The sequence below is a fragment of the Caulobacter sp. GW821-FHT12F03 genome (assembly GCF_058806855.1).
Genome location: NZ_JBXAQC010000003.1, coordinates 386,070 through 402,739 on the forward strand (window position 1 = coordinate 386,070; position 16,670 = coordinate 402,739).

Here is a 16,670-nt window from a genome sequence, read left to right on the forward strand (position 1 = left end):
CTGCAGGCTAGACTATTGCGCGGCCAACAGGGACCTAGCGCGTCTTGAACCCTGCGGCGCCGAGCACCGGAAGGTCGAGTGTGCGCTGCGCTGCGGCCCGCGTCGGCAGGCCCGGCCGCAGGATCATCCGCACCAGGCCGGCGCAGAGGGCCGAGAACAGCCCGAACAGGAAGGCCAGGACGACCACCGGCTTGCGCAGGCTCTTGCCCTTGGTGGTCGGGGTGGCGCGGTCGACGATGCGGATGTTGTCGTTGGTCTCCGAGGCGATCTGCCGCGCCGCCTCGTCCTGGCGCTCGCGCACCGTGAAGTCGCGCACGCTGGTCTGCAGCACGTCGCGGTCCATGGTCAGGGCCTGGAATTGCGGTTCAAGCGCCGCCAGCCGCTGCAGCTGGCTTGTCGCCTTGGCCGACTGGGCCGCGTAGGCGACCAGCGACTGCTGCAGGGCGGCGATCTCGGCCGCCGTCTGGATGCGTTCGGTCTGCAGGGTCTGGTGCACCGGGTTGACGCCCATGCGGCGGGCGCTGTCGCCGGCCGTGCGGCCCGCGGTCATGCCGGCTTCGAGCTGGGCGATCTGGGCGTCCACATCGCGCACCGGGTCGGCGTCGGCGCGATAGCGGGACAGCAGCTCCTCGCGCTGCACCCGCATTGCCGCCAGCCGCGTCGCGGCCGTGGAGTCGATGTCGCGATAGAGGCCGATCTCGGGGGCGATCTGGGTCAGCTGGGCGTCCAGCGTGGCCAGCCGCGCCTGGCGGTCCTGCAGGGTCACCTCGGCGGCGTAGCGCTGGGCCTCGATCTGGCCGATCAGCTGCGTGGCGGCGGTCTTCTGGGCGTTGAAGTCGCCGATGTCGTTGCTGGCGAGGAAGTCCTGGTAGGCGGCGTCGGCCTTGTCGAGCTGGTCCTCGAACATCACCCGCTGGCGCTCGAACACCGGCGAGGTCGGGTGGATCAGCACCGAGCGGCGGTAGATCAGGTATTCCTCGAGCAGGGTGTTCACGACGCGGGCGGCCATCACCGGGTCGTCGTGCTCGAACGAGACACGCACCACGGGATTGTCGGGGGCCGAGCCGATGGTCAGGGTCTTGCCCATGGCGTCGATCGCCTTGGACATGATCAGCGCCTTGTCGGCCGGCGACGCGCCCGCGTACTTCGCGGCCAGGTCGGGATAGACGACGCCAAGGCCGATGCGGCGGATGACCCGCTCGCGCAGTTCGCCGCTCTGCAGGATCTCGACTTCCGACTGGACCAGGGAATCGGTGTCCGGCACCGCGCCGCGTCCGGCGTCGCCGGCGCGCGGTTCGTAGACATACTCCTGGCCGAGCTGGATCAGGATGCTGGAGGTCGCCGGATAGGTCTTTTTCAGCGTCAGGGCGAAGCCCAGGCCCACAAGGCAGATCAGCGCGAACACCGCCAGCATAAGGCCGCGCTCGCGCCACAGCAGGGTGATGAAGTCGCTGGGCGCATAGCGCGGCCGGGCGGCCCAGTCGGCGCGGGCCGGCTGGTCGTGCGGTACGGTCCTCCAGGCGCTTTGCGTGCTCATGCGAATCCGGGGCTTTCTGGCCTTGTTCCGGACCCTCGCCGGAGCGCGCTTAACACTCCGTTACCCATTCTCGTTAACGTTCGGCCCATGCGCAAAGCCGCCCCGTTCCAAGTCGCCCTTCTGCTGACCGCCGCCCTGGCCGTCGGCACGCCGGCGCAGGCATGGTGGCCGTTCGGCGAGAGCCGCCGCGCACCGCCGCGTCCAAGCCAGCCGGCCGAGCCGCGCCCGGCGCCGCGCGAGGCGGAGAGCTTCCCCGACATCGGCTACGCCGACTGGAGCGACGAGGAGCCCGACTACCGGCTGTACCCGGGCGACACGATCGACATCACCGTGCCCTCGGCCCCGGAACTGTCGAAACAGGGGATCGTCATCCAGCCCGACGGCCGCGTCAGCATGCCGCTGATCGATCCGGTCATGGCCGCCGACCGGACGATTCCGGAATTCCAGGCCGAGCTGACCCGCGCCTATTCGCGCCAGTTGCTACGGCCGCAGGTGTCGGTGACGGTCAAGACCGCCTCCCCGCTCAAGGTGTTCGTCGGCGGCGAGGTCGGGGCGCCGGGCGTCTATGACATGCCGGGCGACATCAACAGCCTGCAGGCGGTGATCCAGGCCGGCGGCTTCAAGACGGGCGCCAAGGCCGACCAGGTGGTGATCATCCGCCGGGGCCCGGGCGGCCGGGCGATGATGCGGACGGTGAATCTGAAGTCGGCGATGAAGTCGCCGGCGGGCGCGGACTTCGTGCCGCTGCGCCGCTTCGATATCGTCTATGTGCCGCGCAGCAGCGTGGCCGAGGCCGGGCTGTTCGTGCAGCAGTGGCTGCGCGACCTGTCGCCGGTCCAGTTCAGCTACGCGCTGAACGGCACGACCGGCCGGTGAACCTGCTTTAGCCCTGGGCCAGCCACTGGCGCGCCTGGCGCTGGGCGTCGGCGACATCCGTCGGATCCATCTCGGCGCTCAGTTCCTTGCGGTAGATCTTGGCTTCCACCGACCCGCGCATGGCGGCGAGGTTGAACAGCATGTGGGCCGACACGTAGTCGAGCGGCGCGCCGCCCTGGCCGGTCGAATAGAGCAGGCCCATGCGGAACAGCTCGTCGCCCGACGTATCGGGACCCGGCAGAGGCATGGTCGCGTGAGCTTCGCCTTCGATGCTCGCAAACATGGTTTTCTTCCCTTCAAAACCCCCTCCGGACCGTTCTGTCCGAAGCCGATATCGAGAGAAGAATACCTTTCCCCTGAACACAGGGTTAATCGCGCAAATCCTTTGTATTCAACGACCAATACAGGATTCGTTCATCCCGGTTACTGGCCGTAAAGGTCCCTCTCCGGCCGGTTAACAGCGCCGGCCGCGCGCCCTGGCGACGCCCCGCGGCGCGGGGGATGGAACGCCCTTCCTGACCGGACCGTTCAGCCGGGGTTCAGGCGCGCCGATTCATCCTGCGGGCCTGTCGAGGGAACCACCCGCGGCCCGACAAGCCGCCGAAAATCGAAGGAGACCTTCCTCATGAAGCGTCTGATCTTGACCCTGGCCGCCGCCGCCGCCGTGGCCGGCCCGATGGCCGCCGTGTCGACCGAGGCGATGGCCCAGGACCACGGTCGCTACGATCGCCGCGATGACCGTCGGGACGACCGCTGGGACCGTCGTGACGAGCGGCGCGACGACCGCTGGGACCGCCGGGACCACCGCCGCGACGATCGCCGTGACCATCGCTGGGACAGCCGCACCCGCTGGGATCGCGGCCACCACAACGGCTACTACTACAACAACCGCTGGTACTACGGCCCGCCGCCGGCCGCCTACTACGGCCGTCCGGGCTACTACCCGGGCTACAACGCCTGGCGTCGCGGCGCCTACCTGCCGCCGTCGTACCGGGGCCGCGGCTACGTGGTCTACGACTACGGTCGCTACCGCCTGCGCCCGCCGCCCCGCGGCTACTACTGGTACCGTGACGGCAACGACTTCCTGCTCGCCGCCGTCGCGACCGGCCTGATCCTGGACGTGATCATCAACAACTAGGCCAGGTCACGCCGGACATGAACGCCGCCCCGGAGGAGACTCCGGGGCGGTTTTCACTGGCGCCTAGAGCCCCAGCTTCGCCTTGAGGATCTCGTTGACCGCGGCCGGGTTGGCCTTGCCGCCGGTCTCCTTCATCACCTGACCGACGAACCAGCCGATCGCCTGGGGCTTGTCCTTCACGGCGGCGGCCTTGTCGGGATTGGCCGCGATGAGGGCGTCGACCGCCGCCTCGATGGCGCCGGTGTCGGTGATCTGGACCAGGCCGTGCTTCTCGACGATGGCCGAGGGCGCGCCCTCACCCGCCCACATGTGCTCGAACACCGTGCGGGCGATCTTGCCGGAGATGGTGCCGTCCTCGATCAGCGCGACGAGCGCGGCGATGTCGGCCGCCGAGATCGGCGAGTCCTTGATCTCCAGACCGTCCTTGCCGAGGCGACCCAGCAGGTCGTTCAGGGTCCAGTTGGCCACCAGCTTGGCGTCGCGGCCCTTGGCGGCTTCCTCGAAGAAGGCGGCCACGTCGCCGTCAGAGGTCAGCACGCCGGCGTCGTAGGCCGACAGGCCGTAGTCGGCCATCAGCCGCGCCTTCTTGGCGTCCGGCAGCTCCGGCAGCGAGGCCTCGATCTCCTTGACCCAGGCCGCATCGAGCACCAGCGGCAGCAGGTCGGGATCGGGGAAGTAGCGGTAGTCGTGCGCTTCTTCCTTGCTGCGCATCGAGCGGGTCTCGTTCTTCGTCGGATCGTACAGGCGCGTTTCCTGGTCGATCACGCCGCCGTCCTCGAGGATCTCGATCTGGCGGCGGGCCTCGTAGTTGATGGCCTGCTGGATGAAGCGGTAGCTGTTGACGTTCTTGATCTCGCAGCGCGTGCCCAGGTGGCTGAAATCGCCTGTGGCGCGGTACTTCTCGTACTGGCCCGGTCGGCAGACCGAGACGTTGACGTCGGCGCGCAGGTTGCCCTTTTCCATGTCGCCGTCGCAGGTGCCGAGCGTCACCAGGATGGCGCGCAGCTTCTTGACGTAGGCGGCCGCCTCTTCCGGCGAGCGCATGTCGGGCATGGAGACGATCTCCATCAGCGCCGTGCCCGAGCGGTTGAGGTCGACGTAGGTCTCGTTGGGCGACAGGTCGTGGATCGACTTGCCGGCGTCCTGTTCCAGGTGCAGCCGCTCGATGCGCACGGCGAAGGTCGTGCCGTCGTCACGGTCGACCGTGACCACGCCCTCGCCGACGATCGGCGACTTGAACTGGCTGATCTGATAGCCCTGGGGCAGATCGGGGTAGAAGTAGTTCTTCCGGTCGAAGGTGCTCTTCAGGTTGATCTGCGCCTTGAGGCCCAGGCCCGTGCGGACCGCCTGCTCGACGCAGAACCTGTTCAGCACCGGCAGCATGCCGGGCATCGCCGCGTCGACAAGGCTGACCTGTTCGTTGGGGCCGGCGCCGAAGCCGACGGCCGCGCCGCTGAACAGTTTGGAACGGGAGGCGACCTGGGCGTGGACCTCGAGGCCGAGGACGATTTCCCAGGGGCCGGTGCGGCCTTGCAGTGTTTTCGAAGAGTCGGACATGGCCGCTCAATACAACGCCTTCGCGTCCAGTGGGAGAGCGTTGATTGTCCCCACCCTGAGCGCGACCGATTGACACGCACGCCGCGTGTTTTGATCTGCCTCATCTTTTCAGCGTCCTGATGGGACAGGTTCGATGAACCAAGGTCCGGGGAGGCCCGAAAACATGCTGTCCGTTCTGAACTGCCTGCACGAGCAGCATGACCTGCGCCTGGTGCTGATCGCGGCGGTGATCTGCATCGCCTCGGTGCTGACCGCGTTCAGCGTCTATGACCGCGCCCTGCGGTCCAGCGGGGTCTATCAGGCCGTTTGGGTCACCTTGACCGCCGTTATCGCCGGCTGCGGCGTCTGGGCCACGCACTTCATGGGCATGCTGGCCTATCAGCCTACGCTGCTGATCGGCTACGAGGCGGTCGGCACGGTTCTGTCGCTGTTCACCGCCCTCGCCAGCCTCGGCCTGGCCTTCACCCTTCCGGTCGTGTTCAGCGGTCGCGGCGCCTTCCTGGCCGCCGGACTGGTGGCCGGGGCCGGCGTCGCCGTCATGCATTTCCTCGGCATGTCGGCCGCCATCATGCCGATGCAGGTCCTGTGGCATCCCGGCTATATCATCGCCTCTGTCACCGCCGGGGCCGCGCTGACCGCCGCGGCGATGCTGGTCTTCGCCCATCGCAGCGACCTGGCCGGACGCACCGCCGGAGCCCTGCTGTTCGCCGGTGCGATCCTGATCCTGCACTTCACCGCCATGGCCGCCGTCACCCTGCTGCCCGACAGCACCCTGCCGCTGCACGGGGCGATGCTGGACCGCGGCGAGCTGGCCCTGATGACCGGCGCCTTCGCGGCGGGCCTGTTGCTGGCCTGCCTCGGCCTGCTGTGGGTCGAAAGCCAGAGTCATCGCGGCGCCCTGACCAGCCTGAGGACGTCGCTGGACTCCCTCCCGACGGGCCTGGCCTTCATGGATTCCGCCGACCGGCTTCTGGTCTGGAACACCGCGTTCCGCGACTTCGTCGGCTACTGGGGCGTCGTCCCCGTCCCGGGCATGGCCGGCGAAGCGCTGCTCCGGGGGTGCTTCGGCGAAGCCGGCCCCGGCGAGGCCGATCAGCGCCGCGAGGACGGCGTCTGGATCCGCGCCCGGATCAGCGCCACGCCCGAGGGCCGCCGGGCCTTCATCCTGCGCGACGTCACCGTCGAATGCGAACACGCCAGGGCGATGGCCACGGCGCGAGACGAGGCCGAGGCCGCCAACCGCGCCAAGAGCGAGTTCCTCGCCAACATGAGCCACGAGATCCGCACGCCGCTGAACGGCGTGATGGGCGCGGCCGAGCTGCTGGCCCGCGAGCCGCTGATCGGACATCAGGCCGAACTGGTGCAGATGATCCACGACTCCGGCGACACCCTCAATCGCCTGCTCAGCGACATTCTCGACCTGACGCGGGTCGAAACCGGCAAGCTCGACATCGTGCAGGAGCCGTTCGACCTGGCCGAGGCGGTGCGCACCGCCGCCGCCCTGTTCCGACTCAAGGCCGAGGAGAAGGGCGTGACGTTCACCCTGGCGATCGCGCCGGAGGCCGAGGGGCGGGTGATCGGCGACCCGATCCGGCTGCGCCAGATCCTCGGCAATCTGCTGAGCAACGCGGTCAAGTTCACCCAGCAGGGCGAGGTGGCGCTGAGCGTCGATCGCGCCGACGGACTGGGCGGCCCGTTCCGCTTCCAGGTGACCGACACCGGCCCCGGCTTCGACGCCGCGACCCGCGCGCGCCTGTTCAACCGCTTCGAACAGGCCGACAGTTCGATCGCCCGGCGCTACGGCGGCAGCGGCCTGGGCCTGGCGATCTGCCGCGAGATGACGCTGGCGCTCGGCGGCAAGCTGTCCTGTCGCAGCGCGCCGGGACAGGGCGCGACCTTCACCCTCACCCTGCCGTTGACGACCGCGGCGGACCAGGCGGCCTCGTCGCGCGACCTGTCCACCGCCGCCGCCTCGGACGCCGCCGGAGCCGACCAGCCGATGCGGGTGCTGATCGTCGACGACCATCCCAACAACCGGCGCTTCCTGGAGATTCTGCTCGGACACGCGGGCGTCGAGACCGTCAGCGCCGACGACGGTCAGGCCGGCGTGGACGCCTGGCGAAAGGGCGGCTTCGACGCCATCCTGATGGACATGCAAATGCCGGTGATGGACGGCCTGGCCGCCACGCGGGCGATCCGGGCGCTCGAACGCGCCGAGGGCCGGGCGCGTACGCCGGTGTTCGTCATCTCCGCCAACGCCCTGGCCGAGCACCGGGTCGCCAGCCACGAGGCCGGCGCAGACCTGCACCTGGCCAAACCGGTGGTGGCGGCGGAACTGTTCAGCGCCCTGTCGGCCATCCCGTCGGCGGCGCTCCAGGCCGTGGCCTGACGCGGATCACTTGGCGCGGCGGGCCGGATCGGCCACCGTTCTCCGACACGGAGGATTCGCCATGGTCGCCCGCTTCAGCCTCGGCAAACTGCTGCTGACCCTCGCCGGCGCGATCGGCTTCGTCGTGCTGAGCCTGTGGATGATCGGCCGGCCTGATTTCACCGACACGGTGAAGTTCTTCTGCGTCGTCGGCGTGGCCTTCTTCGGCGCGGTCGCCCTGTACGCCGCGCGCAGCCTGTTCGACCGCCGCCCGGTGCTGGTGATCGACGCCCAGTCGATCTTCGACCGGCGCAGCATGGACGCGCCGATCCCCTGGAGCGAGGTGCGCGGCATCGCCACGGTGACCCTGCGCAACCGCGAGTTCTACTACCTCGACATCGGCGAGCCGGCCGACCGTTTCACGCGCGGCGCGCTCAAGCGCTGGCTGCTGAACGTCAACCAGAACTACGGTCCGGGCGTGACGGTCTCGCCCCATTCGCTGGACGTTAAGCCGGCCGAGGTCCGCGAGGCCCTGGCGCGGTGCGCGCCGGTGACCTAGGCGGCTACCACCACTTCTCCGCCTTGCCCCGGAAGGCGGCGGCCTTTTCCAGCGCGCCGGCGACCGAGAACACCGTGCCTTCGTCGAGCGCCTTGCCGATGATCTGCAGGCCGAGCGGCAGGCCGCCGGCGTCGAGACCGGCCGGCACGCTGATCGACGGCAGACCGGCCAGGTTGGTCGTCACCGTGAAGACGTCGTTGAGGTACATGGCGATCGGATCGGCGTTGCGTTCGCCGAGCGCGAAGGCCGCCGAGGGGGCCGTCGGCGTGAGCAGCACGTCGCAGGTCTCCCAGGCCTTGTCGAAGTCGTCGGCGATGCGCCGGCGGACCTTCTGGGCCTTGAGGTAGTAGGCGTCGTAGTAGCCGGCGCTGAGCACATAGGTGCCGATCAGGATGCGGCGCTTGACCTCGTCGCCGAAGCCCTCGGCGCGGCTGTTCTCGTAGACCTCGGTCAGGCTCTTGCCCTCGCCGCGGTGGCCGAAGCGCATGCCGTCGTAGCGGGCGAGGTTTGACGACGCCTCGGCCGGAGCGACGATGTAGTAGGCCGGCAGGGCGTACTTCGTATGCGGCAGCGAGACCTCGACGATCTCGGCGCCAGCCTCCTTCAGCCAGTCGATGCCGTCCTGCCAGAGCTTCTCGATCTCCGCCGGCATGCCGTCGACGCGGTACTCCTTCGGCACCCCGACGCGCAGGCCCTTGACCGACTTGCCGACGAACGGCGCGTAGTCGGGGATCTCGACGTTGAGGCTGGTGGAGTCCTTGGGATCGTGGCCGGCCATGCTGGTCAGCAGGATGGCCGCGTCCTCGACGGTCTTGGCGATCGGACCGGCCTGGTCCAGCGAGCTGGCGAAGGCGACGATGCCCCAGCGCGAGCACAGTCCGTAGGTCGGCTTGATGCCGACCGTGCCGGTGAAGGCCGCCGGCTGGCGGATCGAGCCGCCGGTGTCGGTGGCCGTGGCCCCCAGGCACAGGTCGGCCGCGACCGCCGCCGCCGAGCCGCCCGACGAGCCGCCGGGGGTCAGGGCGCGGTTGCCGCCGGCGGCGGACTTCCACGGGTTGATCACCTTGCCGAAGGCGCTGGTCTCGTTCGACGAGCCCATGGCGAATTCGTCAAGGTTCAGCTTGCCCAACATCACCGCGCCGTCGCCGAACAGGTTGGCGGTGACGGTCGACTCATACTGCGGAATGAAGTTGCCGAGGATCTTTGAGGCGGCCGTCGAGCGGACGCCCTCGGTGCAGAACAGGTCCTTGATGCCGAGCGGCGCGCCGTCCAGCCGGCCGGCCTCGCCCCGGGCGATGCGCGCGTCGGAGGCGGCGGCCATCTCCAGCGCCTTGTCCGGCGTCTCGAGGATGAAGGCGTTCAGCTCGCGCGCGCCCTCGACGGCGTCGATATGCGCGCGGGTGATCTCGGTCGCCGAGAACGACTTGCTCTTCAGGCCGTCGAGCGCGGCCTTGAGGGTCAGGGAAGTAAGCTCGGACATGCTACTCGACCACCTTCGGCACCACGAAGAACCCGTCGGCCGACTTGGGCGCGTTGAACAGCACCTTCGCCGCGTCGCCGCCGTCGTTGACCACGTCCTCGCGCAGCGGCGCGGCCATGGCCACGGCCGAGGTCATCGGTTCGACCCCGTCGGTGTCGACCTCGTTGAGCTGCTCGATCCACGCGATGATTCCGTTGAGTTCGGCGGCCAGCGACTCCAGTCGCGCCTCCGGTTCGGCGATGCGGGCGAGCCGGGCGACCTTGCGGACGGTCGCGGCGTCGATGGCCATCGTGGCCTCCTTTGTTTCTAACGTGCGGGTTAGCCGCCGGAGGGGCCTGTTTGCAAGCCGTTCGCCGCATTAAGAGGGCGCATGGCCATCCTTGATCTGCTCGACCTGCCCGCCGCCCTGCCCGCCTATGCGCCGATCGTCGGCCTCGATCCGGGCGAGAAGACCATCGGCGTGGCGGTTTCCGACGTCACCCGCACCGTCGCCAGCCCGCTGGAGACCATCGAGAAGGTCCAGTTCACCAGGGACGCCGCGCGGCTGTTCCAGCTGATGGAGAGCCGCGGCGCGGCCGGCATCGTCATCGGCCTGCCGATGAACATGGACGGCACCGAGGGCGCCCGGGCCCAGTCCAACCGGGCGCTGGCGCGCAACCTGCTGCGGCTGAAGGACATCCCGATCGCCTTCTGGGACGAGCGCCTGTCGACGGCCGCCGTGACCCGCGTGCTGATCGACGAGCACGACGTCAACCGCAAGCGCCGGGCCGAGGTCGTCGACAAGATGGCCGCGGCCTGGATCCTCCAGGGCGCGCTGGAGCGGCTGAGGAACGCGGCGGGATGAGCGCCATTCTCCTCGGGGTTCTCCCGGTCTTCGCCATGATCGCCCTGGGCTGGAGCCTGAAGGCGTCGAAGTTCATTCCCGAACCCAGCTGGCCGCCGATCGAGCGGCTGACCTATTTCGTCTTCTATCCGGGCTTCCTGATGCCGGCGGTGTGGAAGGCCGACTTCGGCAGTCTGTCGGCCGGGCCGCTGGGGCTGGCGACCGTGGGGGCGATCGTCATCGTCTCGCTGGCGGTGCTGGCCGCCAAGCCGCTGCTGCCGATCTCCGACGCCAGCTACACCAGCGTGTTCCAGGGCAGCCTGCGCTGGAACACCTTCGTCTTCCTGCCGCTGGCGGCGCTGGTGTTCGGCCATGAGGGCGCGGGCCTTGGCGCGATGATCATGGGCGCGCTGATCCCGGCCATCAACGTCATCTGCGTGCTGGTCATGAGCCACTGGGGCGAGGGCCAGGGCGGCGGACTGCGCACGGCCCTGCGCGGGCTGGCGCAGAACCCGGTGCTGTGGGGCTGCGGCGTGGGGGCGCTGTTCAACGTGCTGCATGTGCCGAAGCCGCCGGTGGTGATGAGCACCCTGGACCTGCTGTCGGACGCGGCCCTGACCATGGGCCTAGTGGTCGCCGGGGCGGGCCTTAACTTCGCCTATGTCCACAGCCGCCGCTGGCTGATCGCCTCGGTCAGCGCGGTCAAGCTGCTTGTCCTGCCGGTGCTGATGTGGGGGCTCTGCCGGCTGGCGGGCGGCGACCACACGGCCCAGGGCGTGGCTCTGCTGGTCGGCTCGGCCCCCGGCGCGGCGGCGTCCTATGTGCTGGCCCGGCAGATGGGCGGCGACGCGCCACTGATGGCGGGAATCGTCGCGTTCACCACGGCGGCCAGCCTGGTGACCATTCCGCTGCTGCTGGTGGTTTTTCACGTCAGATAACCCTCTCCCAACGGGAGAGGGAGGGGCCCGCAGGGTTGCGTCCTTCGAGACGCGGACCTGAGGGTCCGCTCCTCAGGATGACGAACACAGGTGCGCGTCATGGTGAGGAGCGAGGCATCAGCCGAGCGTCTCGAACCACGCACGAAGACGCGAACGCGCTTGGCGGAATCTGTCCCCTCCCGTATGACCACGGCTTATGACGGCTTTCGCACCGGGAATTGATGACGTCCGCGCGCGGACCTTTCCGTTTCCCCGCCGCCATTTCCTGTCCGCCATGGATGTCAACGTCGTCGAGGCCGAGCGGCTGCTCGACCTGGCCGACGGCTTCGTGGCGCTGAACCGGCAGACGACCAAGAAGCTCGACCTGCTCAAGGGTCGCACGCTGATGAACCTGTTCTTCGAGAACTCGACGCGCACCCAGGCCAGTTTCGAGCTGGCCGGCAAGCGGCTCGGCGCCGACGTCATGAACATGAGCGTCAAGACGTCGTCGGTAGCCAAGGGCGAGACCCTGATCGACACGGCGGTGACGCTGAACGCCATGCAGCCGGACCTTCTGGTGGTGCGGCACGCCTCGTCCGGCGCGGCGGCCCTGCTGTCGCAGAAGGTCGGCTGCAGCGTGATCAACGCCGGCGACGGCCAGCATGAACATCCGACCCAGGCCCTGCTCGACGCCCTGTCGATGCGCCGCGCGTTCGGCCATGTGGCCGGCCTGACCGTGGCCATCTGCGGCGACGTGATGCACAGCCGCGTGGCGCGCTCGAACGTCAATCTTCTCAACATCCTCGGCGCGGAAGTTCGCCTGGTCGGGCCGCCGACCCTGATGCCCGCCGGAGCCGAGCACTGGGGCGCGACCGTCTATCACGACCTCGAAAAGGGCATCGCCGGCGCCGACGTGGTGATGATGCTGCGGCTGCAGTTGGAGCGCATGCAGGGCGCGCTGGTCCCCTCGACCCGCGAGTACTTCCGCTTCTGGGGCCTCGACCGCGAGAAGCTCAAGGCGGCGTCCGGCGGCGTGCGCGTGATGCACCCCGGACCGATGAACCGCGGCGTGGAGATCGACTCCGACGTGGCCGACGACCCGGCCGTCAGCCTGATCCAGGACCAGGTCGAGATGGGCGTCGCTGCCCGCATGGCCGTTCTGGCCTCGCTCGCCGCCCGGCTGGACAATCACTGATGGCCCGCGCCCGTCCGATTGCTTTCCAGAACGCCCGGCTCGTCGATCCGGAGAGCGGCTACGACGGCCCCGGCGCGCTGGTGGTCTCCGGCGAAACCATCGTCGACGTCTCGAAGGGCAAGGATTTCAGCAACCTGTCGGGTGATCTTCAGGTCATCGACTGCGCCGGCGGCCTGCTGGCGCCCGGGCTGATCGACCTGCGCGTCAAGACCGGCGAGCCCGGGGCCGAGACCCGCGAGACCCTGCGGTCCGCCGCCCAGGCCGCCGCGGCCGGCGGGGTGACCAGCTTCGTCGTCCAGCCCGACACCGACCCGGCCGTCGACGATCCCTCGGTGGTCGACTTCATCCTGCGCCGGGCGCGCGACATCGACTCCTCCCGCATCCTCTGCGCCGGGGCCGCCACCCGGCGGCTGAAGGGCGAGCAGATCGCCGAGATCGGCCTGATGCGCGAGGCCGGCTGCGTATACGTCACCGATGTCGACCACGCGATCGTCGACAGCCGCGTGCTGCGGCGGGTGATGGCCTATGCGAAGACCTTCGACATGGCGGTGGCGCACCGGCCGGTCGATCCCTGGCTGACGAAGGGCGCGGCGGCGACCGAGGGCGAGTTCGCCGGCCGCCTGGGCCTGCCGTCCGGCCCGGTGATGGCCGAGCGGATCGGGCTGGAGCGCGATCTGGCCCTGGCCGAACTGACCGGCGCGCGGCTGCTGGTCGACCAGATCACCAGCGCCGGGGCGCTCGAGGCCCTGGCCCGGGCCAAGGCCCGCGGCGTGAAGGTCACGGCCACCGCCTCGATCAACCATCTGAGCTTCAACGAACTGGACATCGGCGACTACCGCACCTTCGCCAAGCTCGATCCGCCGCTGCGCAGCGAGGACGACCGCCAGGCGCTGATCGAGGCGCTGGCCTCCGGCTTGGTCGACATCGTCGTCTCCGCCCATGCCCCGGCCCCGGCCGAGGACAAGCGCCTGCCCTATGACGAGGCGACGCCCGGCGGCGTGGGTCTGGAGACCCTGCTGCCGGCGCTGCTGGTTCACTATCACGACGGCCGCGCGCCGCTGATCGACCTGCTGCGCGCCGTGACCCTCGCCCCGGCGACCTTCCTCGGCCTCAGCAGCGGCCGGCTGACGCCCGGCGCGCCGGCCGATCTGGTGCTGTGCGACCTCGGGGCCCCGGTGATCATCGACGCCGACAGGCTGGTGTCGAAGTCCAAGAACTCGCCGTTCGACGGTCGCCGGCTGCAGGGCCAGGTGCTGCGCACCGTCGTGGCCGGGAAGATGGTCTACAGGGCGGCTGAGTAAAGTCCCGGCGTTGCGAGCCACCCGCGACGCGGGCTAGCGTCGTGGCACAAGACAAGAACAACCTAACCGGGTAAAAGGGGCGACCATGGAATCTCTGGCGAGCGCTGTCTGGCTGACACTCGGTCTGATCGTCGTGGGCGGGTATCTGCTCGGCTCGATCCCGTTCGGCCTGATCGCCACGCGGCTCGGCGGCGCGGGCGATATCCGCAAGATCGGGTCGGGCAACATCGGCGCGACCAACGTGCTGCGCTCGGGCCGCAAGGACCTGGCGGCGATCACCCTGATCGGCGACGCCGGCAAGGGCGCGGTGGCGGTGCTGCTGGCCCATCTGCTGACCCACGGCAACGCGGCGGCCGTGGCGCTGGCCGGCGGCAGCGCCTTCGTCGGCCATCTGTTCCCGGTCTGGCTGAAGTTCAACGGCGGCAAGGGGGTGGCGACCTTCTACGGCGTGCTGCTGGCGGCGGCCTTCCCGGTCGGCGGTCTGGCCGCCCTGACCTGGATCGCCATGGCGGCGCTTTTCCGGATCTCGTCGCTCGCGGCGCTGACGGCCGCCGCGCTGGCGCCCGTGTTCGCCTTCTCCACCGACGCGCCCCGGCCGATGATCCTGCTGGCGGCCTTCATGGCCGTGCTGATCTTCATCCGGCACCATGAGAACATCCGTCGCCTGCTCAAGGGCGAGGAGCCGAAGATCGGCGCCAAGAAGGCGGAGGCGTCACCTCCGACCCCGGGCGCGTGACGGCCGGGCCGCCGTCCGACGCCGAACGGGTCGACTGGCTGCGTCTGGCCAGAACCCCGAACGTCGGACCGGTGGCCTTCGAACATCTGCTGCAGCGCTGCGGCTCGGCCGCGGCGGCGATCGACGCCCTGCCCGGCCTCGCCCGGCGCCCCGTCGACATTCCTTCCAAAGCCGAGGCCGAGCGCGAGCTTGAGGCCGGGGCCCGGCTCGGCGCGCGGCTGATCTGCGGCGCCGACCCCGCCTTCCCGCCCCTGCTGGCCGCGCTCGACCCGCCGCCGCCGCTGATCTGGGTGCTCGGCCGGGCGGAACTGCTGACGGCCCCCGCCGTGGCCATCGTCGGCGCGCGCGTCGCCTCCGCCGCCGGACAGCGCTTCGCCCGCACCCTCGCCGCCGATCTTGGACAGGCCGGAAAGGTCATCGTCTCGGGCATGGCGCGCGGCATCGACGGCGCGGCCCATGACGGGGCGCTGCCTACCGGCACGGTGGCCGTGCTCGGCGGCGGCGTCGGCGACATCTATCCCCCCGAGCACGCGGACCTTCACGCGCGGCTGGCGGCGCAGGGCGCGATCGTCTCCGAGAGTCCGCCCGACCACCGGGCCCAGGCTCGCGATTTCCCCCGTCGCAACCGGCTGATCAGCGGCCTGTCGCTGGCCGTGGTGGTCGTCGAGGCCGAACTGAAGTCCGGCTCGCTGATCACCGCCCGGCTGGCCGCCGAACAGGGCCGCGAGGTGCTGGCCGTGCCCGGCTCGCCGCTCGATCCCCGGGCGCGCGGGACCAACGATCTGCTGCGCCAGGGCGCGACCGTCTGCGAGGGGGCCGAGGACGTGCTGCGGGCGCTGGAGGGGCTGGGCGGCCTGCGCGAACGGGAGCGGCCGCCCTGGGCCGGGCCGGCGCAGCCCCCGCCCGACGACCTGCGCGAGCGGGTGGCGGCGCTGTTGTCGCCGACGCCGGTGACGCTCGATGACCTTGTCCGCGCCGCCGGCGGCCCGGCCCCGGCGGTGTTCGCTGCCGTGGTCGAGCTGTCGCTGGCCGGCCTGGCCGAATTCGGCCCCGGCGGGACCGTCAGTTCCGGCTAGTCTTCGCCCCGGCGCAGGACCATCGGCGCGTCGGGATCGGGGGCCGCGCGCGGCGGGGCCGGCGGCGGCGCGGGCTTCGGCGCCGGGGCTTCGACCACGGGCGGGATCACCACTGGCGTGGGCTCGGCCAGCACCGGCGGCGCAATCGTCGGGACAGGCCCGGTTGCTTGCGGCGGCGGCGAGGCGATCGCCGGGGCCGGCTGCAGACCCGGCGCGCCTGCCGGCGGCGTGGCGCGGTAGATCGGGGCGGTGGGCAGCGCCGGCGTCAGTGACGTCGGCGCCGGGGCCGGGGCCGTCTCCGCCGACGGCGCGGCCGGCGCGGCGGCGGCGGCCGCTTCCGGCGTGGCCTCATCCGGCTGGTCGCGCCGCGACAGCAACAGGGCCGCCACGCCGATCAGGGCGATGACGCCGAGGGCCACGCCTCCGATCAGCAGGCGGCGGCCCTGCGGCGGGCGGGGTTCGGCTTCGATCGCCGCCAGTCGCTCGATGATCTCGGCGGCGTCGATCGGCGGCGGCGGCGGCTGGGCGGGGGCGGATCTGGCCGCCGGCGCCGCGGATGCGACCGGCGCGGCGGCGGGAACCACGGCCGGCGCGGGCGCGGAGGTCGGCGTCGGCGCGGGCCTGGTCGATCGCACGGGCGTCGCCTTGGCCTCTGGCGGCTGGATCAGCGGCGAGACAGGGCCGGCGGCGCGGGCCGGCATCAGGGGCGAGCCGCCGAGGATGCCCTCCCCCGGGCCCGGCAGGTCGCCGCCGCGCGGCTGGCGCATGGGCGGCGGCTTCGGCGTGGGCGGCTTGCCGGAGATCGGCGCGGCCCCGGGTCCCACCCCGACCTTGAACGGCTGGGCCTGGACGCGGCCCCACGGCGTTCGACGGGCGTAGGGGTTGGCCGCGCCCTTGTTGTCGGAAGGTGGCTTCATGCTCTGGTCCGCACGGTTCGGGCGAGTCAATCGCCCCTGATTACACGCTCCGGGGCTCGACGCGAACGCCCGCGAGCGCCGCCTCGATAGGCCCCGACTTGGCCGGTTCTATGACACGGAGGCCTCAGGGACGGTCATTCGCATGACGGAATCCTTTGACTTCCACGCCCCGCGTTGACATTGGCCGTGC

At 70.4% G+C, this 16,670-nt stretch carries 16 protein-coding genes; 10 read left to right on the forward strand and 6 right to left on the reverse strand.

The genetic code is table 11. From position 1 onward, the window contains the following. Positions 1-34 precede the first annotated feature (34 nt). Positions 35-1,537, reverse strand: coding sequence for a GumC family protein (locus AC1RN0_RS10525; RefSeq protein ID WP_492787387.1), 1,503 nt, complete (start codon positions 1,535-1,537; stop codon positions 35-37). A gap of 87 nt (positions 1,538-1,624) precedes the next feature. On the opposite strand from AC1RN0_RS10525, the gene AC1RN0_RS10530 reads away from it, so the two are divergent. After that, entirely contained in the window at positions 1,625-2,413 is a 789-nt protein-coding gene (locus AC1RN0_RS10530) for a polysaccharide biosynthesis/export family protein (RefSeq protein WP_492787388.1), read from the forward strand. Between the two features lie 7 nt (positions 2,414-2,420). On the opposite strand, the gene AC1RN0_RS10535 is transcribed toward AC1RN0_RS10530, so the two are convergent. Further along, positions 2,421-2,696: a sel1 repeat family protein gene (locus AC1RN0_RS10535; RefSeq protein WP_492787389.1), complete on the reverse strand. Its 276-nt coding sequence runs from the start codon at positions 2,694-2,696 to the stop codon at positions 2,421-2,423. Between the two features lie 342 nt (positions 2,697-3,038). Here AC1RN0_RS10535 and AC1RN0_RS10540 point away from each other — a divergent pair, with 342 nt between their 5' ends. After that, on the forward strand, positions 3,039-3,551 hold the full coding sequence (locus AC1RN0_RS10540; protein ID WP_492787390.1) for an RcnB family protein: 513 nt from the start codon (positions 3,039-3,041) through the stop codon (positions 3,549-3,551). A 63-nt stretch (positions 3,552-3,614) separates the two neighbouring features. Here the strand turns inward: AC1RN0_RS10540 and gatB are convergent, their stop codons facing one another. Further along, positions 3,615-5,108 carry an Asp-tRNA(Asn)/Glu-tRNA(Gln) amidotransferase subunit GatB gene (gene gatB / locus AC1RN0_RS10545; protein ID WP_492787391.1) on the reverse strand — a complete coding sequence of 498 codons (1,494 nt, stop codon included), beginning with the start codon at positions 5,106-5,108 and terminating at the stop codon, positions 3,615-3,617. A gap of 163 nt (positions 5,109-5,271) precedes the next feature. On the opposite strand from gatB, the gene AC1RN0_RS10550 reads away from it, so the two are divergent. Together AC1RN0_RS10550 and AC1RN0_RS10555 are read left to right on the forward strand one after the other, a co-directional pair. Further along, positions 5,272-7,497, forward strand: a complete 2,226-nt coding sequence (locus AC1RN0_RS10550; protein WP_492787392.1) for an ATP-binding protein — start codon at positions 5,272-5,274, stop codon at positions 7,495-7,497. 61 nt (positions 7,498-7,558) lie between these two features. Further along, positions 7,559-8,035 carry an STM3941 family protein gene (locus AC1RN0_RS10555; RefSeq protein ID WP_492787393.1) on the forward strand — a complete coding sequence of 159 codons (477 nt, stop codon included), beginning with the start codon at positions 7,559-7,561 and terminating at the stop codon, positions 8,033-8,035. Between the two features lie 4 nt (positions 8,036-8,039). On the opposite strand, the gene gatA is transcribed toward AC1RN0_RS10555, so the two are convergent. Beyond that, positions 8,040-9,515: an Asp-tRNA(Asn)/Glu-tRNA(Gln) amidotransferase subunit GatA gene (gene gatA, locus AC1RN0_RS10560; RefSeq protein WP_492787394.1), complete on the reverse strand. Its 1,476-nt coding sequence runs from the start codon at positions 9,513-9,515 to the stop codon at positions 8,040-8,042. 1 nt (position 9,516) lies between these two features. Beyond that, positions 9,517-9,804 (reverse strand): Asp-tRNA(Asn)/Glu-tRNA(Gln) amidotransferase subunit GatC, encoded by a 288-nt coding sequence (gene gatC / locus AC1RN0_RS10565; RefSeq protein ID WP_492787395.1) that lies wholly within the window; start codon positions 9,802-9,804, stop codon positions 9,517-9,519. A gap of 81 nt (positions 9,805-9,885) precedes the next feature. Here gatC and ruvX point away from each other — a divergent pair, with 81 nt between their 5' ends. The 6 genes from ruvX to dprA all read left to right on the forward strand — a co-directional run bounded on the left by ruvX (position 9,886) and on the right by dprA (position 15,563). Further along, on the forward strand, positions 9,886-10,359 hold the full coding sequence (ruvX, locus tag AC1RN0_RS10570; protein ID WP_492787396.1) for a Holliday junction resolvase RuvX: 474 nt from the start codon (positions 9,886-9,888) through the stop codon (positions 10,357-10,359). Then, positions 10,356-11,276, forward strand: coding sequence for an AEC family transporter (locus AC1RN0_RS10575; protein WP_492787397.1), 921 nt, complete (start codon positions 10,356-10,358; stop codon positions 11,274-11,276). The genes ruvX and AC1RN0_RS10575 overlap by 4 nt, the downstream gene beginning before the upstream one ends. A gap of 196 nt (positions 11,277-11,472) precedes the next feature. Continuing rightward, positions 11,473-12,450 (forward strand): aspartate carbamoyltransferase catalytic subunit, encoded by a 978-nt coding sequence (locus tag AC1RN0_RS10580; protein ID WP_492787398.1) that lies wholly within the window; start codon positions 11,473-11,475, stop codon positions 12,448-12,450. Further along, on the forward strand, positions 12,450-13,751 hold the full coding sequence (gene pyrC / locus AC1RN0_RS10585; RefSeq protein WP_492787399.1) for a dihydroorotase: 1,302 nt from the start codon (positions 12,450-12,452) through the stop codon (positions 13,749-13,751). The genes AC1RN0_RS10580 and pyrC overlap by 1 nt, the downstream gene beginning before the upstream one ends. Before the next feature lie 85 nt (positions 13,752-13,836). Next, the gene (gene plsY / locus AC1RN0_RS10590; protein WP_492787400.1) at positions 13,837-14,487 is read left to right on the forward strand and encodes a glycerol-3-phosphate 1-O-acyltransferase PlsY; all 651 of its coding nucleotides are present in this window, start codon (positions 13,837-13,839) and stop codon (positions 14,485-14,487) included. Then, positions 14,484-15,563 carry a DNA-processing protein DprA gene (gene dprA / locus AC1RN0_RS10595; protein WP_492787401.1) on the forward strand — a complete coding sequence of 360 codons (1,080 nt, stop codon included), beginning with the start codon at positions 14,484-14,486 and terminating at the stop codon, positions 15,561-15,563. Before plsY ends, dprA begins: the two co-directional genes overlap by 4 nt. Here dprA and AC1RN0_RS10600 read toward each other — a convergent pair. Further along, positions 15,560-16,480: a hypothetical protein gene (locus tag AC1RN0_RS10600; RefSeq protein ID WP_492787402.1), complete on the reverse strand. Its 921-nt coding sequence runs from the start codon at positions 16,478-16,480 to the stop codon at positions 15,560-15,562. The genes dprA and AC1RN0_RS10600 overlap by 4 nt on opposite strands. Positions 16,481-16,670: the final 190 nt, after the last annotated feature.